The organism is Micromonospora sp. WMMD1076 (genome assembly GCF_029581475.1).
GTDB lineage: Bacteria > Actinomycetota > Actinomycetes > Mycobacteriales > Micromonosporaceae > Micromonospora > Micromonospora aurantiaca.
The window spans coordinates 4,426,450-4,446,563 of the sequence record NZ_CP120862.1 but is presented as its reverse complement, the minus strand read 5'-3'; the positions used below and the strand labels follow the sequence as shown (position 1 = coordinate 4,446,563).

Below are 20,114 nucleotides of genomic sequence, written 5' to 3'. Positions count from 1 at the left end.
CCGTCCGGGCCTGTGCGCCTGTCAGCGCCGGTGGGCGTGCCGGTCCCTGCCTCTGTCGTCCGTCTGGTGCCGGCGGCCAGTGTGGTCCCTGCGGCTGTGACACCGGTGCCTGTGGCCGGTGTGCTGCGGGTGCCTGACGTGCCGAGGACGTCCCGCGACCCGGATCCGTCGGCGATGCACGCCGATCGCGCCGGACCCGGCGAACCGGCCGGACCGCTTGACGTCACGCACCCGCAGGCCGGGAAGTCCTCACGTGACCCGGTGTCGTCCGGCCGCACCGCGTCACCCGAACGGCATCGAGCGTCCACCGTCGGCGGGGCGGCCTCCGCTCCCGCAGTGCCCTTCCCACCACCTGCCCGTGTGACCGCCGCTCCCGGCCGCGGCAGTGCCGCACCGCGTCCGAGCCGCCCCAAGGGTTCAGGCTTCTCAACTCCCGAGAGCCCCGTCCCACCTTGCAGGAGCTGCGGAAGATCTTGGTAGGAAGCGGCCCCTGTGGGGGCCCTTTCGTACCACGATCTCGACGGCGGACCGGGATCGGCCTCGTGGCGGGAGCGCGTTCGGGAACGGGATGTGCCGAAGCGGCCGGCCAACAGCGCCGTCCAGCCCCGCCACAACCGCGCCACCGCGCGCCGGCCCGTCCGGCTCCGTCGCACCGGCGTCCGGTCCGGGCCGGCGTTCGCCGACCGGTCGGTGCGAGGTCCGTGCTCGACGGGGGGCGGGGGGAGGTCGCGCAGGAGGCCGGGGGCGTGCGCCGCCACCAGCCGTCGCCAGTGCTCGGGCGGCTGGCCGGGCGGGCGCGGCACGTCGTCCGGTGAGCCCGGGGTGTCCGGGAAATCCGGTGAACCCGGTGCGTCCGGTGAAGCCGGTCCGGACAGGCGGTCGGCGGTGGCCCGCAGGGCGCGGGCCAGCCGGTCACGCGGTCGCCGGTGCGGCGGCACCGCCGGCCTCCAGCTCCAGGCCCTCGTACGCCAGGGTCAGCGCCTCGATGGCGATCTCCTGCGACAGCGTGTTCAGGTGCGCGCCCCGCCACCGGGTCGGCCACGCGTTGATCATGTTCCAGCGCAGCACCTCGGCGGTGCCGGCCGGGTCCAGCAGCACCACCGACACGTTGCGCCGGTTGACCGTGCCCTTCGCCGCCGCGTTCACCCAGTCCCACAGCTCACGCGAACTGGTCAGCCCGAAGTGGAGGGTGACCGGGGCGTACTCGACCTGTCCCGGCACGGCCCGGATGCGCTCGTTGCCCGCCTCCCGGTACGACAGCGCCGGTATCGCCACCTCGAAGCCGCTGACCTCGGTGAAGTGCCCGTTGGTGATGCCGTTGATCAGCAGCTTGAAGTGGTACGCCCGGTACGGGTCGACGGGTGCGCCCGGCTGCGGCGTCGCAGTGGTGGGCATGTCAGCCTCCGATCGTCTCGGTCTCGGTGCCGCCGGCCCACTGGCTCAGCTTGAACACCACGAACTCCGCGGGCTTGACCACAGCGATGCCGATGTGGGCCACCACCATCCCGGCGTCGCGGACGTCGGCCGGGTTGGTCTCCTCGTCGCACTTGACGAAGAACGCCTCCTCGGGCGTACGGCCGAGCAGCGCGCCGTCGCGCCACACCCGGGTGAGGAACGCCCCGATGTCGCGGCGGATCGAGCGCCACAGCGTGAAGTCGTTCGGCTCGAACACCATCCACCGGGTGCCGTTGGCGATGGCCTGCTCGATGGAGATGGACAGCCGCCGCACGTTCAGGTAGCGCCACTCGCTGGCCTCGGCGGCGAGCGTACGGGCGCCCCACAGCCGGATGCCCTCCCCGGCGAAGAAGCGGATCACGTTGACGCCCTTGGGGTTGAGCACGTCGTGCTCCGGCCGGGTCACCCGGTACGCGAGGTCGACGGCGCCGCGTACCGGCTCGTTGGCCGGCGCCTTGTGGACGCCGCGCAGCGCGTCGGTGCGGGCCCAGATGCCGGCGACGTGCCCGCTCGGCGGGGTGAGCACGAGGTCGCCGCTGAGCGGGTCGCGGACCCGGATCCACGGGAAGTAGAAGGTGGCGAAGTCCGACTGCCGGGGCCGGTCGCCGCCGGTGCCGGGCGGCTCGCCGTCGCCGTCGCCCGGCGTACCCTCGGCGGGTTTGTCGGCCGACGGGGCCGAGCCGGCCGGCGCGGGCTTGGGCGGCTTGCCCGGCGTGGCGACGCGGGTGAGCCGGGAGACGTCGGTGACCTCCGGCGGCGGGTCGCAGATCGCGACCATGGTGCGCAGCCGCTCGGCCATGCTGATCAGGGCCTCGTGCGAGACCGGATCGTGGTAGCCGGGCGCGGCCACTATGGAGATCTCGTCGATGGCCTCCAGCAGTTCCAGGCCGCCGCGCCGCCCGCCGGTGCCGGTGAGCCGGCCGCCCTCACCGACGTTGACGACCCAGCAGCGGGTGCCGCCGTTGTCCAGGAAGCCGAACACGGCGCGGGCCAGCGGCGTGCTCTCCAGTTGCTCGCCGTCGGCGTACAGCCGCAGGAACTCGCTCCAGCTGTTCACCGCCAGGGCCTCGCCGAGGTGGGCGCCGCGGTCGGGCGCGACCCCGACGAACGCGGCGGTGCTCATGCCGACCGGCCCGATCGGGCGGGCCCCGCTGGGCACCTCCTCGACGTAGATGCCGGGGGAGAAGTAGGTGGGCATCGGTCCTCCTCGGACGTCAGTCGGGGGCGCGGACGACGATCAGGCCGTCGCCGGCCGGGTCGAGCTCGGCGGTGTGGACGCGCCCCGCGCCGGTGAGCCGGATCCGCACCGGGGCGTCCGGCGCGTCGGGGTCGTGCGGCACGCCGGCCAGCCGGAACCGGCCGGCGGCGTCGGTCTCGGTGGCCTGGGCGGCGCCCACCAGCTCCACCCGGACGGCGGCGAGCGGCTGGTCCTGCGGCCCGACCACCCGCCCGTCGAGCGTGCGCATGCCGAGCTGCCGCAGCCGCAGCGGCTGCCGTACCGGCGGCGCGACCGGGACCGGCCGCTCCACCCGGGCCGGCGCGTCCAGCAGCAGCGCGGGCCGGGGCGCCACGCCGAGCGCCCGCCACAGCGCCGGGTCGCCGGCGGCCAGGACCAGCTCCGGCCGGCCCGCCGTGGTGGCGGCGGTGAGCACCCGGTCCAGCGCGGGCAGCGCCGCCGGCCCGCCGCCGGCGACCAGCAGGCGGACCACGAACCGGTACGGCTCGCGCGTCGCCCCGCCGGTCGCGGTCTGCCGGGCCGGTCGCAGCTCCAGCGGCCAGACCGTGAGACCGCCGTCGGGGTCGTCGCGCGGTGGACCGACCGGTACGGGTTCACCCGCCGCCCCGGCCAGCCAGCTCGCGACGTCCGCGACGGCCGCCTCGATCGCGCCGGTCATCGCGGTGGCGTCCCCTGGATGCGGTACGCGATGGCCTCGTTCCACACGTGCGGGTAGACGCCGATCTCGAAGTAGCGGGTGAACCGGTTGATCGGCGCGTTGGTGTGGTCGTGCCAGAGCAGCCACACCGGGGCGATGGTGAACAGCACGTAGTTGAGTGCCACCAGCGGCAGGTAGAACGGGCCGAGCAGCCGGGCCTGGAACACGTGCACGTCCTCGTGCCGCTGGATGCCGGGGCTGGACCCGGCGCACACGGTGCCGATCGTGGTGGCGTACCGGGGGGAGACGCCCTCGACGACGTTGACCCGGCCGCTGCCGGCCGAGACGACCCGGTCGAGCTGGTGGCCGAAGACCAGGTGCAGCGCCAGGTAGAGCGCCCCGGCGAACGTGTTGAGCAGGCTCCAGGTGTGGTCGATCACGAAGAGGAAGATCCTCTTCGGGTCGGCGCCGTACGTGCCGGCCGAGGCGGACGCCCAGCCGAACGGCGCGCCGACGAGCAGGCCGACGACCGCGCCGGCGAGCAGGCCGACGGTACCGGCGGCGAGCTGCCCGAGCAGGGCGCCGAAGACGACCTGGACGGCCGCGCTGAGGATGCCGAAGATCATGGGGGTCACCTCTCTCAGACCCAGGAGCGGACGAAGCGGGGCTCGTGCCCCTGGGCGAGCTGGGTCGGCGACGCCTGCGTCGCCTGCCGGTTGCCAGGGGGGAGCTGGTTGACGCCGAGCGCGGCGGAGAAGATCACCAGTCCGTTGAAGAACGCGATGATCCACTTCTCCGGGCCGGCGTCGTCGGCGAACGCGGCGGTCAGGTAGGACAGCAGGAGCGCGATGCCCAGCGCGATCCACTTGCGCGCCTTGTCGCCGCTCGGTCCGATCAGCCCGCCGATGACGTTCGTGGCGAGCAGGGTGGCGGCGCTGGCGCCGGTGAGGCTGCCCAGGGCGGCCCAGGTGAAGAGATCGTTCACGGCGATCCCCCTCTTTCCACTGTGCGGTGGTGCGGTCGGGGTGGGATGGTGCGGCGGTGCCCGGGTTCACTGGCCCCGGGGTTCCGCCCGGTGTGCTGGTGGGCCGCCGGCGCGGACGCCGTCGGTGGTCGGTGGGTGTCAGGCCGGCGGACCGGCGGGTGGTGCCGGTGCGGCCGGTCCCGTGGTGGTCGCGGGTGCCGGTCCGGCGGGCGCACCCGGGCCGGCTGTGGCATCCGCGCCGGTGGCCGTCGTGGCCGGGCCGCCGTGGGAGCCCCGGCGCCGCAGCAGGAGCACGACCACCACGGCGACGACAAGCAGCAGGACGACCGCGCCGGCGACGACCGGCAGCCAGGGGAAGGAACCGTTCCCGGTCACCACTGCCGCCGGGCTGGTGGCGGGCGGCGGGGGCGCCTGGGCGACGGCGCGCAACTCGGCCGGCTTGGGCTGGTTGGCGACCACCTTCCAGCTCACCGAGCGTCCGGTGATCGTGCCGTTGGTGTCGAGCACCCGGCCGGGGAACGTCACCGAGATCTCGAACTCCATCAAGGTCATGAACGCCTGTTGCTGGCGCGGATCCTGCTGCCCGAACTTGCCACCGTATTTCTTCGGGTCCAGCGGGAGCGAGAAGCGAATGAGATCGTCGTCCCGGACGAGATTCACGCTTTCGCTCGTGAATTGCGCCAGCGGCGTTCTCCGGTACGTGATCTGAATGCCGTACGAGGTGGCGTCCTCGTACCGGGTCTCCGCCCCGGGCGGAAGTGAGGGAATGTTCGGCCGCAGTTCGGCGAACGCCACCGCCGGGTCCGGGTTCCGCTGCTTGAGCACGGACTTCGGCGCGGTGAGCAGGAGCTGCCCGGAGACGGTGTCGTCGTCGTTCACGGTCAGCCCGAGGTTGAGCTGCATGCAGCCGCTCAATATCGCCACGAGGGCGAGACACACCGCGAGTCCGAATGCCCGGCTGCGGCGGAGTCTCGTATTCATGCGCTCAGTGTGGGCCGGTGCGGGCCGCCGGGCAGTCCGTGATCGGTCGCCGTTCTGTCGCCGATCTTACCGGTGCCCTCTCCCGTTCGGACGACCTCGAAAACGCGAACGATCGATATTCTGAAGGATTGTCGTGTCGCTGATTCGCCGGGGTTCCCGGTGACGACCCGGGTGGCGGGTCACCGCGCCGGCGGCGACGACGAGACGATCCCGGAGCCGGGTCGACCCGCAGCCGCCGGGCACTGACCGGCGCTCAGGCGCTCTCCCGGGTGACCAGCGTCGACGGGAACGCGGTGCTCGGGGCGACCGGCGCGCGCGTCAGCACGGCAGTAGCCGCCGCGGCGGCGATCCGGTCGACCGGGTGGGTCGCTGTGGTCAGCGGCGGGCTGCTGATCGCCGCGTACGGCAGGTCGTCGAACCCGGCCACCGCCACGTCGTGCGGCACCCGCACACCGCGCCCGCGCAGCGCGGCGATCACGCCGAACGCGGTGGCGTCGCTGGCCGCGTAGACCGCGTCGGCGTCCGGCCACCGGTGCAGCGCCTCCAGCGCCGCCCGGCCGCCCCGTGCCGTGGTGAAGTCGCCGGTGACCAGCCGCTCCGGCGACCCCGACTCCCGCATCAGCTCCCGGTACGTGGTGACCGAACGCTCGGCGCAGCTCAGCCAGCGCGGCCCGGTGACCATGACGATGCGGCGCCGGCCGGTGGCGTACAGATGACGCAGCACCTCGCCCGCGCCACCGGCGTTGTCGACGTCGAACGACGGCACCGTCGCCGAGCCCTGGCCGATCGAGGCGACCCGGCCCCGCAGCCTCGGCGGCACCGCGTCCAGCGCCGCCTGGGTCGTGTTGACCAGGATCGCCCCGCAGACGCCCCGGTCCGCGCCGAGCCGGGTCAGCCCCGACGGGTCGGCCAGCGGCAGCCACTCCAGCGCCACCCCGACGCCGTGCGGCGCGCACACCCGCGACGCCGCGCTCACCACCCGGTGCACGTACGGGTCGTCCAGCACCGTGTCGTCGCGGCCCACCACCGCCACCACCAGGCGTACGCCAGCTCCGCGCACCAGCGCCCGGGCCGCGAGGTCCGGCACGTAGCCGAGGCGCTCGGCGGCGGCCCGCACCCGGGCGCGGGCGTCCGTCGAGGTGAACCCGTAGCCGCCGAGCACCCGGGAGGCGGTGGCCCGGGACACCCCGGCGTCGCGGGCCACGTCGTCGAGCGTGGCGGGGCGTGTGGTCGGCGTTCCCATGTCCGCATCATGCCTGCTCGGGCGCGGATGGGCTACGCCATGACGGCGCTTGTGGTGGTAGCGCTCTCAGGTGTGCGATTGTCGTCGGGACCAGTCGGGGGAAGGGACTACCGCACCGTGAGCAGCACCATCGACGCGCCGGCCGGGAAGCGGCCACCGGCGCCCCGGGCGGTGCTGACCGCCCGCAACGGCGTCGCCGTCGTCTTCGCCCTCAACGGGCTCGCGGTGGCGAGCTGGTTCTCCCGGGTTCCGGCGGCCCGCGAGGCGCTCGACCTCAGCCCGAGCCGGCTCGGGCTGCTGCTGCTCTGCGTGTCGGCGGGTTCGCTGCTGGCCATGCCGACCGCCGGACTGGTCACCCAGCGGCTCGGGCCCGCGCGCACGGTGGCCCTGTCGGTGGTGCTCGTCACGCTCGGCCTGACCGGCGCCGGTCTCGCCGCCAGCCTGGCCGGATCGGTCGTCGGGGTCGGGTTCGGGCTCGCCGCGTTCGGCTTCGGCTCCGGCCTCTGCGACGTGGCCATGAACGTCGAGGGCGCCGCGGTGGAGAAGCGCCTCGGCCGCACGATCCTGCCCCGGTTCCACGCCGCCTGGAGTCTCGGCTCGGTGGCCGGGGCCGGGCTGGGTGCCGGCGCCGCGCGGCTGGACGTACCCGTCGGGGTGCACCTGCCGGTCCTGTCCGTGCTGGTTCTGGTCGGCACGCTGCTCGGCGCCCGGGCGTTCCTCGCCGCACCTGCCGAGGCGGCCGGCGACGGGGAGCCGGCGGCCCGGCGGCGGGCGCTTCTGGCTGCCTGGCGCGAGCCCCGCACCCTGCTGGTCGGGCTGTTGGTGCTGGTGATGGCGTTCACCGAGGGCAGCGCCAACGACTGGCTCGCGGTGGCGTTCGTGGACGGGTACGGGGTCGACGAGGCCGTCGGCGCCGCCGTGTTCGGCGTGTTCGTGGTGGGCATGACGCTCGGCCGTACCGTCGGCACCGTCGCCATCGACAGGTGGGGGCGGGTGCCGGTGCTGTACGCGACAATCGCGACGGCGTCCGCCGGCGCGGCGCTCGCCGTGCTGGCCGGGTCCGGCCCGCTCGCCGTGGTCGGCGTGGCGCTGTGGGGACTCGGTGCCTCGCTCGGCTTCCCGGTCGGGATGAGCGCCGCCGCCGACGACGAGGACAAGGCCCCGGCCCGGGTGAGCGTGGTCGCCGTGATCGGCTACACCGCCTTCCTCGCCGGCCCGCCGCTGCTCGGCTTCCTCGGTGACCACTTCGGGGTGCTGTCCGCGCTCGGGGTGGTGCCGCTGCTCCTGCTGCCCACGCTCGCGCTGGTGCCGGTGCTGCGGGAGCGTCCCGCCGCGCCGGACGCGCAGGCCGGTGCCCCGGCGGCGAAGGTCGGCTGAGCCGGTCCAGCCGACTCCCACCGTGCTCCCAGCCGCCTGCCAGGCGGGCGTGCTGCACTGGAGCGAACGCGAGGAGAGGAGGCGGGCATGGGCTGGTTCAGCCGCCGGGCCGCCGACCCGACGACGCCCACGAAGCTCGACCGCGAGGCGACCAAGGAGGATCTGGCGCAGCTGGAGGCGTTCGTCACCAGCCGGCGCGGGGTCGAGTTCTACCTGGAACCGGAGACCACCGCGACCGACACCACAGTCGTCGCCATCGCGCACGACGGCGAGTGGATCCGCCGCCGTACCGGCTCGCCCCGCGTCGCCGGCCGGATCGCCCGGAAGCACGCGGTGCCGCTGTACGAGGCGGCCCGCACCGGCTACCCGGAGCGGATGCGGGCGTGGAACCGGGCCCACCCGGAGCGCCGGGCCCGCTGACCGGCGTGGTCAGCCGGTCAGCGCGGTGACGAGGACGTAGCCGAGGAACGCCGCGCCGATCCCCGCGACCACGCTGAGCGCCACATTCGCGTACGCGAGGCGGCGCTCGCCGGTGCGGGCCAGGCGCAGCGTCTCGTAGCCGAGCGTGGACCAGGTGGTCAACGCGCCGCAGAAACCGGTACCGACCAGCGCTGTCACGCCCGGACCGACGGGCGCCGCGAGCAGGCCGCCGAGCAGCAGCGACCCGGCCACGTTGACGGTCAGCGTGCCCCACGGGAACGGTGAGCCGTGCCGGGACTGCACCGCCCGGTCGGTCAGGTATCGCAGCGGCGCGCCGATCGCCGCGCCGATCGCGATCAGCAGGACTGTCACTGTCGCCTCCCGTCCCGGGCGGCCGGCGGCGGGACGGTCACCGGTCCCTCCCGTCGCGGGCGGCCAGCACCCGGGCGGTCACCGTCTCCCCGGTGGCGACCGCCGCCAGCGCGCCGAGCACGGTCGCGGCCAGGTAGACGCCCGCCGTACCGGCCGCGCCGTCGGTCAGCAGCCGCTGCGCGTCGACGGCGTACGCGGAGAACGTGGTGAACCCGCCGAGCACGCCGACCCCGAGGAACGGCCGGGTCAGCGGGTGGGCCGGGCGGGCGGCGAGCACCGCCATCAGCACGCCGATGAGCAGGCAGCCGGTGACGTTGATGGCGAACGTGGCCCAGGGGAAGTCGCCGGGCTGGTGCGGTACGGCCGCCTGGGCGCCCGCCCGCGCGAGCGCGCCCGACACGCCACCGGCGGCGATCACGGCGAGCACGGCCGCCGGATGCGCGGACAGTTCCCTCCGGTCCGCCGGTACGCGCAGATCGACGTCCGGGTCGACGCGGGGATCGGACACAACACCTCCCACCAGCACCCGCGAGCATAACGCTGCCCTCGCACCCGGCCCTCGGCTCCCCGCGATCTTGCAGGTTCCGCCCCGGCAGATCAAACATCCGCGGCATTCGAGGGGCGGCAAGTGCAAGATCGCGGGGGAGAGAGGGAGCGGGGGTGGGGGAGGGAGCGGGGGAGGGGGAGGCGGGCGTACGGTGGGCGGCAGCGCCCGGGCGCGCGGGGTCCGGGGCCCGTGGTGCCAGGAGGTCACAGTGGAGGAGCGCACGCCCCGTCCGGACGAGCTGGATCCCGTCGAGCGGATCGGCGTCGACGAGCTGCGCGCGCTGCAACTGGACCGGCTGCGGCACTCGCTGCGGCACGCGTACGACGACGTGCCCCACTACCGGCGCGCGTTCGACGCGCTCGGCGCGCACCCGGACGACCTGCGTGAGCTGGCCGAGCTGGCCCGCTTCCCGTTCACCGCGAAGGCGGATCTGCGGGAGAACTATCCGTTCGGCATGTTCGCGGTGCCCCGCGAGCGGGTCGCCCGGCTGCACGCCTCCTCCGGCACCACCGGCCGTCCCACTGTGGTCGGCTACACCCGCGCCGACCTGGACACCTGGGCGAAGCTCATGGCCCGCTCGATCCGCGCCGCCGGTGGACGCCGCGGCGACCGGGTGCACGTGGCGTACGGCTACGGGCTGTTCACCGGTGGTCTCGGCGCGCACTACGGCGCCGAGGAGCTGGGCTGCACCGTCGTCCCGGTGTCCGGCGGCATGACCGAGCGTCAGGTCATGCTGATCCGCGACCTGGAGCCGGAGGTCGTCATGGTGACCCCGAGCTACATGCTCGCGATCGTGGACGAGATGGAACGCCAGGGCGTCGACCCGCGCACCACCTCGCTGCGGGTGGGCATCTTCGGTGCCGAGCCGTGGACCGAGGACATGCGCCGTGAGCTGGAGCAGCGCCTCGACATGCACGCGCTGGACATCTACGGCCTGTCCGAGGTGATGGGGCCGGGTGTGGCGGTCGAGTGCGTGGAGACCAAGGACGGCCTGCACCTGTGGGAGGACCACTTCTATCCGGAGATCATCGACCCGGTGACCGGGGAGGTGCTGCCCGACGGGGAGCGGGGTGAGCTGGTGCTGACCTCGCTGACCAAGGAGGCCATGCCGGTGGTCCGCTACCGCACCCGCGACCTGACCCGGCTGCTGCCCGGTACCGCCCGGCCGATGCGGCGGATCGAGAAGATCACCGGGCGTACCGACGACATGATGATCGTCCGGGGGGTGAACGTCTTCCCGACGCAGATCGAGGAGCTGATCCTGCGTACCCCGGCCCTGTCTCCGCACTTCCAGTGCGTGCTCGACCGGCGGGGCCGGCTCGACACGCTCACCGTGCACGTGGAGCGGCGCGCGGGCGCCGCCGCCGACGAGGCCGAGCGGGCCGGCGCCACGCTGGTCGAGCAGGTCAAGAACACCATCGGGGTGTCGGTGGCGGTACGGGTGATCGAGCCGGACGGGGTGGAACGCTCGATGGGCAAGATGCGCCGCATCGTCGACCAGCGGCGGGAGTCCGGAGATGACAGGTGACGGCGGCCGTACCGCGGCGCACGACATGTTTGACGCCGACGTGGCGTCCAAGGGGCTCGGCATCGAACTCGTCTCGGCCGGCGACGGCGCGGCGGTCGCTCGGATGCGGGTCACCCCGTCGATGCTCAACGGGCACGCGATCGGGCACGGCGGCTTCGTGTTCCTGCTCGCCGACACCGCGTTCGCGCTGGCATGCAACAGCCACGGCCCGGCCACGGTGGCGGCCGGCGGCGAGATCAGCTTCCTGCGCCCGGTACGCGAGGGCGACCTGCTGGAGGCGTACGCCACCGAGCGGGTCCGGCACGGCCGCAGCGGCATCTACGACGTGAGCGTGCGACGCGGGGACGAGGTGGTGGCCGAGTTCCGGGGCCGCAGCCGCACCATCGCCCGCGACTGATCGCCGGCCCGCGCCCGCGCGCAAGCCCGCGCCCGGACGCCTGCGTGCCGGGTGACGTCCGGGCCGGAGTGGCCCCGTGCCCGCTCCGACCCGGACGTCACGCGGCCAGCCCGAGCGCCTGCCCGCCGGGCTCGGTTCTTCGCCGGTTCCGGCCCACCCGCCCGGGCGGACCGGTCCGCCGCTCGTTCCATCGCGTGACCACCGGTGACGGATCGGTTTGCCGCGCGCGCCACGCCGTGACCGCGGGGGACGGGCTGCTCCGCCACCGGGACCGCTCCGCGGCATCCGCGACGGTCCGCGTCGCGCCGCCCGTCGCCGGTCCGGCGCGCACCGGCTGCCCCGGCCGTCCGGGCACCGCCCGGAGCGCGCCGGCCCGGATCGGCTGCCCGGGCACCGGACGCAGCGCGTCGGACCCATCCGGCCGGTCCGGCGGGACGGGCGCCGGTCGGGCCCCTCCACCCGACCGGCGCGACCGTCCCGCCCCGAGCGGGCAGACCTCCCGCTCGCCGGCGCCCCGGGACGGGACGCTTCCCGCTCCCGGCACAGGGTCGGCAGCGGTGTCCTTCGCGACACGCAGGCGGCGGGCGAAGTCCGCCCGTACCGCACGGGACAGCCGCATCGCGGCCACCCGCGCCACCAGCGCGTCGACCGTCCAGCCGTCCGCCGTGACCTGGCGGATCAGTCCAGCCGCGGCCAGCGCCCGCAGCACCGGATCGGCCCGGCCGGCGGACCAGCCGAGCATCGCCTCCACCGAGGCGGCCACGACCGGGCCACTCCGGGCGGCGCCGGCCAGCAGCACCGCCCGGTGCGTACCGTCGAGCCGGTCCAGCCGGGCGTCCACCAGGCGGCGCGCGGCGGCCGGTACGCCACCCGGCTCGCCGGCCGGGTCCGCGGTCACGTACGCGGTCGCGACCGCCGGACTGCCGCCGACCAGCGCGACCAGCCGCGCGGCGAGCGCGGCCGGCCGCCCGGCCCGGTCGAGCAGGTGCCGCAGCAGCCGCCCGGTGTCCAGCGGGCCCAGCGGCTCCACCGGGATCCGCCGCGCCGGGGCGGGCAGCGGGTCGGCCGAGCCGGAGCCGCACGTGGTGACCACCGCCAGCGGAAGTCCCCGCTCACCCGCGGCCACGTGGAGCTGGTGCAGGAACCGGCGCAGCGCCGGTGCGGCCCGGTCCAGGTCGTCCACCGCGACCACCACCGGCGCGTCGGCGGCCAGGCCGAGCAGCGCCTCGCGGCAGGCGGCCACGGCGGTGGCCGCCACCGCGTCGTCGTCCGGTGCGGCGAGGAACGCCGCGAGCACGCCGCCGCCCGGGCCGTCCGCGACCGAGCCGTCCGGCCGGGGACGGACCAGGTCGGCCACCGGCGCCAGCTCCCCGCACGGGTACGGCGGGCAGGCCGTCACCCGCCGGCGCACCGGCACACCGTCCACGCGCGACACGGCTCGGGTGACCTCGTGCAACAGCCGGCTGCGGCCGCTGCCCGGCGGCCCGACCAGCGAGATCCACCGGGGACGGCGCTCGCGCAGTGCCCGGGTCACCTCGTCGGCCGCGCTGGCCAGCTCCCGGCGGCGGCCCACGAGCGGGACGCGGTGCCGGGCCGGCCTGCTCCCGGCCGTCCCGGTCACCCGCCACACGTCCAGCGGCAGCGCCTTGCCGGCCAGCGTCAGGGTGGCGAGTGGACGCTGTTCGACCAGCCCCGCCACCGCGCTCCGGGTGACCGGGCAGACCACGACCCCGCCCGGCGGCGCGTGCTCCTGGAGGCGGGCCGCCGTGGTGATCACCGCGCCGCTGGCCGCGCCGTGGCCGCCGTCGCGGACCCCGGCCAGGTCCAGCAGCACCTCGCCGGTCGCCACGCCGACCCGTACGCGCAGCCGGATGCCGGCCGGCCGACGCCGCTCCAGCGCGGCCTGGATGTCCAGCCCGGCCCGCACCGCCCGGTACGCGTCGAGACCGTCCGAACCGGACGCGCCGAACAGCGCCATCACCGCGTCGCCGACGTACTTCTCCACCACGCCCCGCCAGCGGCGCAGCACCGAGGCGACGGTGCCGAAGTAGGCGCGCTGCAAGGCGCGTACGTCCTCCGGGTCGAGCCGCTCGACCAGCCGGGTCGAGCCGACGATGTCGACGAAGAGGACTGTGACGATACGTCGTTCCTCGGGCACCGGCCGGCACGCCGCGATGACGGCTTTCCGACTCGCTGCGGGAGTGGTGATCAACATCGCACCCACCCTTTCCCGATCGTGGTGCCCGACGACCTCAGCAGACTTTCACCACCGGGTTCTCGGGGGATCTGTAGGACGACGTATGTCGGGCACCCGCAACCATTAGTCGTGTAGTCGACGCGAGAGGTACTAGTCCGGCCCCGAGGCCGTAGAACGGTGCGGGGACCTGTGACTAGGCTGCCTCCCATGGCCAGCGACGTGGACACGGCACCTCTCGTCGGCCGTACCGGAACCATGGCGACGCTGCGGTCGGCGCTCTACGACGACCTGCGGCCCGGGCAGACCGGCGCGGTGTTCCTCACCGGAGAGAGCGGGGTGGGCAAGACCCGCCTGCTGGCCGAGGTCGGCGAGCAACTGCGGCAGACCGGCGCCCTGGTGCTCACCGGCACCTGCCTCGACATCGGAGACGCCTCGCCGCTGCACCCGGTACGGCAGGCGCTGCGCCGGCTCGACGCCGAGCAGGCGCAGGCGCGCACCACGTCGGCGATCCGCGGGGTGTTGCAGGTCTTCGACGAGGAGACCCCCGGCCCGGACGGCGCCGGCGCGCTGCTGGAACGCGTCGCCCAGGGCCTGCACGTGGTGGCCGGCGGACGGCCGCTGGTGCTCGTCCTCGACGATCTACAGTGGGTCGACCGCAGCACCCGGCAGCTCCTGCTCTACCTGCTGGCCGGCCTCGGCGACCTCCAGCTCTCGGTGCTGGCCGCGATCCGGGCCGAGTCGCTGCGCGGCGCGCACCCGCTGCGCCGGGTGCTCACCGAGCTGCGCCGGCTGCGCTCGGTGCGGGTGATCGACCTGCTGCCGCTGGACCGGTCCGCCACCGACGAGTTGGCCGCCGCCGTGGTCGGCGCGGCGCTGCCGCCCGAGGCCGCCGACCAGCTCTGGCAGCGCAGCGGCGGCAACCCGTTCGTGGTGGAGGAACTGGCCCGCGACCGGCGCGACGGCCGCGACGGCCTCTCCGACACGCTGCGCGAGGTGTTCCTCGACCGGGTCGACGCGCTGCCCCAGCCGGCGCACGCGGTGGTGCACGCGGTGGCGGTCGGCGTCGAGCCGGTCGAGCACTGGCTGCTGGCCCAGGTGGTGCGGCTGCCCGAGGAGGAACTGCTCGACGCCGTCCGCGAGGCGGTCGCGCACCGCCTGCTGGTCGGCGCCGACGACGGCTACCGGCTGCGGCACCGGCTGGTCGCCGAGGTCCTGGCCCACGAGCTGCTGCCCGCCGAGCGGGCCGCGCTGCACCGCCGCTACGCCGAGGCGCTCACCGCCGTACCGGCCGAGCTGCACCAGGCCCGGCTGGCGCACCACTGGCGGCACGCGGGCGAGTCGGCCCGGGCGCTGCCCGCGGCGATGGCCGCCGCCCGTGAGGCGGAACGACTGCACGGGTACGCCGAGGCGCACCGCCACTGGTCCGCCGCGCTGACCCTGGCCGCCGAGCCGGCCGCCGTCCTGCCCGACGGGGCACGGCCGGAGCCGGTCGAGGTGGACCGGGCCGAGCTGCTCAGCCACGCCGCCGAGGCCGCGCACCACAGCGGGGAGCACGCCCGCGCCCTGACGCTGCTGGAGGAGCTGGCCGACGACCCGTCCGGCCCGCCGGTCTGCGCGCTGCGTATCCGCCGGGCCCGCTACCTGGCCGCGGCCGGCCGGTCGGCACCAGCCGAGCAGGAGTACCGGCGGGTGCTGGACTCGCCCGACTGCACGCCGCAGGAGCGGTGCACGGCCGCCGCCCGGCTGGCCGAGCTGCTGCTGCACCTGGGCCGCTACGCCGAGGCCGGCGACCAGGCCCGGGAGGCCCTCGCGCTCGCCGCCGACGTTCCCGGCACCACCTCCGAGGTGGTGACGGCCAGCGCCGCGCTCGGGTTCAGCGAGGCGTTCCTGGAGGATCCGGCTGCCGGGCTGGCGGTGATGCGCCAGGCGCTGGACACCGCCGAGCGGTCCGGCCGTCCGGAGGACGTGGCCTGCGCGTACCTGCACCTGGCCGAGCTGCTCACCGGGCCGCTGAACATCCTCGAGGAGGGGGTGGTGGTGGCCCGGCGGGGCGCCGACCGGGTCGCCGAGCTGGGGCTCGGCCGCACCTGGGAGACCCGGCTGCTGGCGGTGGCGACGAACGGGCTGTTCCGGGTGGGGCAGTGGGCCGAGGCGGAGAAGGTGGTCGCCGCCGCGCTGCGGCACCGCCCGTCCGGGGCCGACGCGGTCGAGCTGCTGCTGGCCCGGTGCCGGCTCTCCGTCGGCTACGGCGACGTCGAGGCGTCCGACCGCGACCTGGAGGCGGTGGCGACGGTGCTGGCCGGCGGCGGCGCCCGGCACGTGCTGCCGATGCTCATCCTGCGGGCCGGCCTGGCCATGTGGCAGGGCCGGCACGACCTGGCCCGGCAGTCGGTGCAGCGGGGCCTGACCGAGAGCCGCTCCGACGACGTGATCGTGCTGGCCACACTGGCCTGGCACGGGCTGCGCGCGGAGGCCGAGGCGGCGGCCAGCCGCACGATCGAGGTGGACCCGAACGCGGTACGCCGGCTGCGCGAGGTGGTCGACCGGGTGACCGGCAAGAGCGCCAAGGCGGGCGCACCGGTGCGGTACGTCGCCGAGGGGTTCCTGGCGCTGTGCGACGCCGAGCTGAGCCGGCTCGACGACGGCCGCGGCGACCCGGCGCTGTGGGAGCGTTCCGCGCTCGAGTGGGACCGGCGCAACCACCCCTACCCGGCCGCGTACTCACGGTTGCGGCAGGCCGAGGCGCTGCTGGCCCGCCGCAGCCGGGTGGCCACCGCCGGCAAGCTGCTGCACCGGGCGTACGCGATGGCCCAGTCGCTCGGCGCGGTGCCGCTGACCGCGGAGATCCGTACCATCGCCTCGCGGGCCCGGGTGGCGGTGGACGCCGCGCCGGTGCCCCGGCAGCGGGCGGCGGCGCCCGCCCGGCCGGCGGCGGACGAGCTGGCGACGCTCACCGCGCGGGAGCGGGAGGTGCTCGCCGCCGTGGCCGAGGGACTGACCAACCGGGAGATCGGGCAGCGGCTGTTCATCAGCGAGCGGACCATCGGTGTCCACGTCTCGCACATCTTCGACAAGCTCCAGGTACGCACGCGGGTGCAGGCCAGCGCCATCTTCCTGCGCAACGGCGCGGAGTAGGCGTACGTCGGCAATACGTCGTTCGACGGATCCGCGGTGTGGACGGCGGCTGGCAGGCTGTGCCGCGGAACAGGGGTGGTGGCGTCGTGGGGGGCGCCGGCCGTTGTGGAGGAGAGATGACCGAACCGGTCTGGGGTCCTGTGCACCAGGACATCGTCGGGTTGCTCGCCGACCACCCCGCCGACGTGCCGGCGGTCGTGGACCATCTGACGAAGTTGCAGGATCTGCTGGTCCGGCTGCCGCCGCTGGAGGAGAGCTGCCCGCTCGCCGACTTCAACAAGCTCTACCTGGTCATCACCAGCACCGTGCTCGACGGCCTGTACGACGACCGGTTCTGCGACCCGGCGTTCCTGGCCCGGCTCGATGTGGAGTTCGCGGCCCGCTACTTCGAGGCGCTGCGATTCTGGACCGACTCCAGCCCGAGCACCCCGAAGGCCTGGTCGTGCCTGTTCAAGCGGATGCGCGGCCCGGACGCCCGGCCGTTGCCGTCGGCCGCCGCGGGCGTCAACGCGCACATCAACTACGACCTGCCGTTCGCGCTGGTGACCACGTTCGACAGCCTGGAGTCCGAGCCGATCGACGGCAGCGACCAGCACCGCGACTACCTGGAGATCAACAAGATCTTCGCCGAGCGGATCCCGGAGCTGCGCCGCGGCTATCTGGACAACTGGCAACTCATGATCGACATGGTCAACGGCGACATCGACGACTGGTACCAGGGCGAACTGGTGGAGTACACCCGGAACGTGGCCTGGCGCAACGCGCAGAAGATCTGGCGCTGCCGGCACGACCCGGACGCCCGCGAGTGTGAGCGGATGCGGCTGGACGACAACGCCGCGCTGCTCGGCCGGCTGCTGCTGTCGCCCCTCGGGGCGTTCCTGCAGTAGCCGGGACGGGGGGTTCCCGCGTCCCGGCGTCCGGACGGCGGGACGCGGGAACGCCGCCCGCGGGTGTCGAGGGCGCCGCACCGGGTACGTCGCCGCCGTGCCGCCAGACGAACCGGCCGGCCCCGGGGCGCTCCCGCCGGGCCCGGTCCGCCGCTTCCCGTTCCGCTTCGACCCGGCGTTCCGGCTGCCGCTGGCGCTGCTCGGGGTACGGCCCACCACGGCCTGGCTCGACTGGGGCCCGGACGCGCTCGTCGTCCGGTTCGGGCCGTGGCTGCTGCGTACCACGCCGGGCAACGTGACCGGGGCCGAGCTGAGCGGGCCGTACCGCTGGTGGCGGGCGATCGGCCCGCACCTGTCGGCGGCCGACGGCGGGGTGACCTTCGGCGCCAGCGTGGCCGGCGGGCTCTGCCTGCGCTTCGCCGAGCCGGTGCCGGCGCTGGCCCCCGGCCCCTGGCTGAAGCACCCGGCGGTCACAGTCACAGTGGCCGACCCGGCGGCGGTGCGTGACGCGCTGGCCCGCGGACCGGATCTTTGACCGGTTCGGCCGGGCCACGCCCGGGACAACCCCTACCGTCTTCATAGGGACGAAGGGGAGCAGATGGGGCAGGCGGGGGAGCCGGAACAGCCCCGGCGCACGCGGGAGCGGCGCCGGGAGGCGCACGCGGCCGCGGCGGCTCGGGCCGGTCGGTACGGCGACCACGCCGAGCGGGCCGGCCGTGCCGTGCCGGAGCTGCCGGAACGGGTGGCGGCCCCGGCGCGGCCGGCGCCGCCGGCGGGCCGGCTGCACCGGTGGCTGTTCGCGCACCGGGTCGAACCGGTCGGCCCGGAAATCCGCGAGCACCAGACCCGGTCCCACCCGTGGTGGCAGGTGATGTGCCTGACCGGCGTCGACTACTTCTCCACACTGTCCTACCTGCCCGGCATCGCCGCCGTGGCGGCCGGCGCGCTCAGCCCGCTGGCCACGCTGCTGATCGTGGCGCTGACGCTGCTCGGGATGCTGCCGATGTACCGCCGGGTGGCCCGGGAGAGCCCGCACGGGCAGGGCTCGGTGGCCATGCTGGAGCGGCTGCTGCCGTTCTGGCGGGGCAAGGTCTTCGTGCTGGTGCTGCTGGGCTTCGTCGCCACCTCGTGGATCATCACGATCACGCTCTCCGCCGCCGACGCCAGCGTGCACCTGCTGGAGAACCCGGTCCTGCCCGCGTCGTTCCCGCACGGCGCAACGGCGGCGGTGCTGGTCACCGTGGCGCTGCTGCTCGTGCTCGGCGGCGTGTTCCTGCTCGGGTTCAGCGAGGCCGTGCAGGTCGCCATCCCGCTGGTGGCGGTGTTCCTGGCGTTGAACGCGGTGGTGGTGGTCGCCGGGGTGGCCGAGGTCGTCGCCGACCCGGGCCTGCTCGGCGGCTGGACCGGCCGGCTGACCGACGCCGGCGGGCCCGGCGACGTCCTGGTCACCAGCGTGCTCGCGTTCCCGCTGCTGGTGCTCGGCCTGTCCGGGTTCGAGACCGGGGTGAGCATGATGCCGCTGGTGCGCGGCGAGGGCGAGGACGCGCAGCGGCGGCTGGACGCGCGGATCCGCAACACCCGCCGGCTGCTCACCGCCGCCGCGTCGATCATGTCGGTCTACCTGATCGCGACCACGTTCGTCACCACAGTGCTGATCCCGCCCGAGGCGTTCGACCCCGGCGGGCCGGCGAACGGCCGGGCGCTGGCGTTCCTCGCCCACGAGCACCTCGGCGAGGCGTTCGGCACCGTCTACGACATCAGCAGCGTGCTCATCCTCTGGTTCGCCGGCGCGTCGGCGATGGCCGGGCTGATCAACATCGTGCCCCGCTACCTGCCGTCGTACGGCATGGCCCCGGAGTGGGGGCGGGCGGTGCGCCCGGTGGTGCTGGTCTACACCGCGATCAGCATCGCCATCACGATCGCCTTCTCCGCCGACGTGAACGCCCAGGCCGGCGCGTACGCCACAGGCATCCTCGCGATGATGGTCTCCGGTGCGATAGCGGTGACCATCGCGGCGCTGCGCGCCGGCAGCCGTGCCGCCGCGGCCGGGTTCGCGCTGCTCACCGCCGTGCTGCTGTACGCGCTGGTGGAGAACGTGGTGGCCAAGCCCGACGGCATCACCATCTCCGGGTTCTTCATCGCCGGGATCGTCGCGGTGTCGCTGATCTCCCGGGTCACCCGGACCACCGAGCTGCGCGCCGAGCGGATCGAGTTCGACGAGCCGGCCCGCCGCTTCGTCGACGAGTCGGTGGCCCGGGACGGACGGCTGCACCTGATCGCCAACAAGCGCCAGAGCGGGTCGGTGAAGGAGTACCGGGTCAAGGAACGGGCGCAACGGTCGATGAACCCGGTGCCGGGCGCCGCCGACGTGCTGTTCCTGGAGATCGACGTGAGCGACCCGTCCCAGTTCAGCCAGGTGCTGCGGGTGCACGGGGTGGAGTCCGGCGGCTACCGGATCCTGCGCGCCAGCAGCCCGGCCGCGCCGAACGCGATAGCCGCGATCCTGCTGGCGTTGCGCGACGCGACGGGCGTCCGCCCGCACTGCCACTTCGAGTGGTCGGAGGGGAACCCGATCGCGCACCTGCTGCGCTACCTCATCCTCGGCCGGGGCGACACCCCGCCCGTGGTGCGGGAGATCATCCGCAAGTCCGAGCCGGACCCGGCCCGCCGCCCCGGCATCCACGTGGGCGGCTGAGGCGCGAGGGCCGCCGGAGGC

At 74.9% G+C, this 20,114-nt stretch carries 18 protein-coding genes; 8 read left to right on the top strand and 10 right to left on the bottom strand.

Going from position 1 to position 20,114, the window contains the following annotated elements:
* Nucleotides 1-912: 912 nt before the first annotated feature.
* The 7 genes from O7622_RS21165 to O7622_RS21135 form a co-directional block, all read right to left on the bottom strand.
* Entirely contained in the window at nt 913-1,395 is a 483-nt protein-coding gene (locus tag O7622_RS21165; RefSeq protein WP_013286679.1) for a phage tail protein, read from the bottom strand.
* Nucleotide 1,396: 1 nt separating this feature from the next.
* Nucleotides 1,397-2,653: a phage tail sheath subtilisin-like domain-containing protein gene (locus O7622_RS21160; protein WP_282309906.1), complete on the bottom strand. Its 1,257-nt coding sequence runs from the start codon at nt 2,651-2,653 to the stop codon at nt 1,397-1,399.
* 16 nt (nt 2,654-2,669) lie between these two features.
* Nucleotides 2,670-3,350 (bottom strand): carboxypeptidase-like regulatory domain-containing protein, encoded by a 681-nt coding sequence (locus O7622_RS21155; RefSeq protein ID WP_282309905.1) that lies wholly within the window; start codon nt 3,348-3,350, stop codon nt 2,670-2,672.
* The gene (locus tag O7622_RS21150) at nt 3,347-3,955 is read right to left on the bottom strand and encodes a glycine zipper family protein (protein ID WP_282309904.1); all 609 of its coding nucleotides are present in this window, start codon (nt 3,953-3,955) and stop codon (nt 3,347-3,349) included. The genes O7622_RS21155 and O7622_RS21150 overlap by 4 nt, the downstream gene beginning before the upstream one ends.
* Nucleotides 3,956-3,969: 14 nt before the next feature.
* The gene (locus tag O7622_RS21145; protein ID WP_282309903.1) at nt 3,970-4,314 is read right to left on the bottom strand and encodes a hypothetical protein; all 345 of its coding nucleotides are present in this window, start codon (nt 4,312-4,314) and stop codon (nt 3,970-3,972) included.
* A gap of 138 nt (nt 4,315-4,452) precedes the next feature.
* Entirely contained in the window at nt 4,453-5,295 is an 843-nt protein-coding gene (locus tag O7622_RS21140; RefSeq protein WP_282309902.1) for a DUF3153 domain-containing protein, read from the bottom strand.
* A 253-nt stretch (nt 5,296-5,548) separates the two neighbouring features.
* On the bottom strand, nt 5,549-6,538 hold the full coding sequence (locus tag O7622_RS21135; protein WP_282309901.1) for a LacI family DNA-binding transcriptional regulator: 990 nt from the start codon (nt 6,536-6,538) through the stop codon (nt 5,549-5,551).
* Nucleotides 6,539-6,655: 117 nt separating this feature from the next.
* Between O7622_RS21135 and O7622_RS21130 the strand changes: the two genes are divergently transcribed.
* Together O7622_RS21130 and O7622_RS21125 are read left to right on the top strand one after the other, a co-directional pair.
* Entirely contained in the window at nt 6,656-7,915 is a 1,260-nt protein-coding gene (locus O7622_RS21130; RefSeq protein ID WP_282309899.1) for an MFS transporter, read from the top strand.
* An 87-nt stretch (nt 7,916-8,002) separates the two neighbouring features.
* Complete coding sequence (locus O7622_RS21125; protein ID WP_282309898.1) at nt 8,003-8,335, top strand: hypothetical protein; 333 nt, start codon at nt 8,003-8,005, stop codon at nt 8,333-8,335.
* A 9-nt stretch (nt 8,336-8,344) separates the two neighbouring features.
* Here the strand turns inward: O7622_RS21125 and O7622_RS21120 are convergent, their stop codons facing one another.
* Both O7622_RS21120 and O7622_RS21115 read right to left on the bottom strand, forming a co-directional pair.
* Nucleotides 8,345-8,707 (bottom strand): CrcB family protein, encoded by a 363-nt coding sequence (locus tag O7622_RS21120; protein ID WP_282309897.1) that lies wholly within the window; start codon nt 8,705-8,707, stop codon nt 8,345-8,347.
* A 37-nt stretch (nt 8,708-8,744) separates the two neighbouring features.
* Nucleotides 8,745-9,227, bottom strand: a complete 483-nt coding sequence (locus O7622_RS21115) for a CrcB family protein (protein WP_282309896.1) — start codon at nt 9,225-9,227, stop codon at nt 8,745-8,747.
* 235 nt (nt 9,228-9,462) lie between these two features.
* Between O7622_RS21115 and paaK the strand changes: the two genes are divergently transcribed.
* Together paaK and paaI are read left to right on the top strand one after the other, a co-directional pair.
* Nucleotides 9,463-10,782, top strand: a complete 1,320-nt coding sequence (gene paaK, locus O7622_RS21110) for a phenylacetate--CoA ligase PaaK (RefSeq protein WP_282309895.1) — start codon at nt 9,463-9,465, stop codon at nt 10,780-10,782.
* Nucleotides 10,772-11,179, top strand: coding sequence for a hydroxyphenylacetyl-CoA thioesterase PaaI (gene paaI / locus O7622_RS21105; protein ID WP_013476550.1), 408 nt, complete (start codon nt 10,772-10,774; stop codon nt 11,177-11,179). The genes paaK and paaI overlap by 11 nt, the downstream gene beginning before the upstream one ends.
* A gap of 97 nt (nt 11,180-11,276) precedes the next feature.
* Here paaI and O7622_RS21100 read toward each other — a convergent pair whose 3' ends face one another.
* Nucleotides 11,277-13,394 (bottom strand): adenylate/guanylate cyclase domain-containing protein, encoded by a 2,118-nt coding sequence (locus O7622_RS21100; RefSeq protein WP_282309893.1) that lies wholly within the window; start codon nt 13,392-13,394, stop codon nt 11,277-11,279.
* Between the two features lie 189 nt (nt 13,395-13,583).
* Between O7622_RS21100 and O7622_RS21095 the strand changes: the two genes are divergently transcribed.
* From O7622_RS21095 to O7622_RS21080, 4 genes are all read left to right on the top strand, one after another.
* Nucleotides 13,584-16,511, top strand: coding sequence for a LuxR family transcriptional regulator (locus O7622_RS21095; protein ID WP_282309892.1), 2,928 nt, complete (start codon nt 13,584-13,586; stop codon nt 16,509-16,511).
* 116 nt (nt 16,512-16,627) lie between these two features.
* A complete protein-coding gene (locus tag O7622_RS21090; RefSeq protein WP_282309891.1) occupies nt 16,628-17,398 on the top strand; it encodes a DUF5995 family protein in 771 nt (256 codons plus the stop codon).
* Nucleotides 17,399-17,495: 97 nt separating this feature from the next.
* Entirely contained in the window at nt 17,496-17,933 is a 438-nt protein-coding gene (locus O7622_RS21085; RefSeq protein WP_282309890.1) for a hypothetical protein, read from the top strand.
* Between the two features lie 63 nt (nt 17,934-17,996).
* Entirely contained in the window at nt 17,997-20,093 is a 2,097-nt protein-coding gene (locus tag O7622_RS21080; protein WP_282309889.1) for an amino acid transporter, read from the top strand.
* Nucleotides 20,094-20,114: the final 21 nt, after the last annotated feature.

Bases quoted from the DNA above. Each gene is read 5' to 3' on its own strand.
- O7622_RS21165 (WP_013286679.1), bottom strand. From the start codon at position 1,395: ATGCCCACCACTGCGACGCCGCAGCCGGGCGCACCCGTCGACCCGTAC.
- O7622_RS21160 (WP_282309906.1), bottom strand. From the start codon at position 2,653: ATGCCCACCTACTTCTCCCCCGGCATCTACGTCGAGGAGGTGCCCAGC.
- O7622_RS21155 (WP_282309905.1), bottom strand. From the start codon at position 3,350: ATGACCGGCGCGATCGAGGCGGCCGTCGCGGACGTCGCGAGCTGGCTG.
- O7622_RS21150 (WP_282309904.1), bottom strand. From the start codon at position 3,955: ATGATCTTCGGCATCCTCAGCGCGGCCGTCCAGGTCGTCTTCGGCGCC.
- O7622_RS21140 (WP_282309902.1), bottom strand. From the start codon at position 5,295: ATGAATACGAGACTCCGCCGCAGCCGGGCATTCGGACTCGCGGTGTGT.
- O7622_RS21135 (WP_282309901.1), bottom strand. From the start codon at position 6,538: ATGGGAACGCCGACCACACGCCCCGCCACGCTCGACGACGTGGCCCGC.
- O7622_RS21125 (WP_282309898.1), top strand. From the start codon at position 8,003: ATGGGCTGGTTCAGCCGCCGGGCCGCCGACCCGACGACGCCCACGAAG.
- paaI (WP_013476550.1), top strand. From the start codon at position 10,772: ATGACAGGTGACGGCGGCCGTACCGCGGCGCACGACATGTTTGACGCC.
- O7622_RS21100 (WP_282309893.1), bottom strand. From the start codon at position 13,394: ATGTTGATCACCACTCCCGCAGCGAGTCGGAAAGCCGTCATCGCGGCG.
- O7622_RS21095 (WP_282309892.1), top strand. From the start codon at position 13,584: ATGGCCAGCGACGTGGACACGGCACCTCTCGTCGGCCGTACCGGAACC.
- O7622_RS21090 (WP_282309891.1), top strand. From the start codon at position 16,628: ATGACCGAACCGGTCTGGGGTCCTGTGCACCAGGACATCGTCGGGTTG.
- O7622_RS21080 (WP_282309889.1), top strand. From the start codon at position 17,997: ATGGGGCAGGCGGGGGAGCCGGAACAGCCCCGGCGCACGCGGGAGCGG.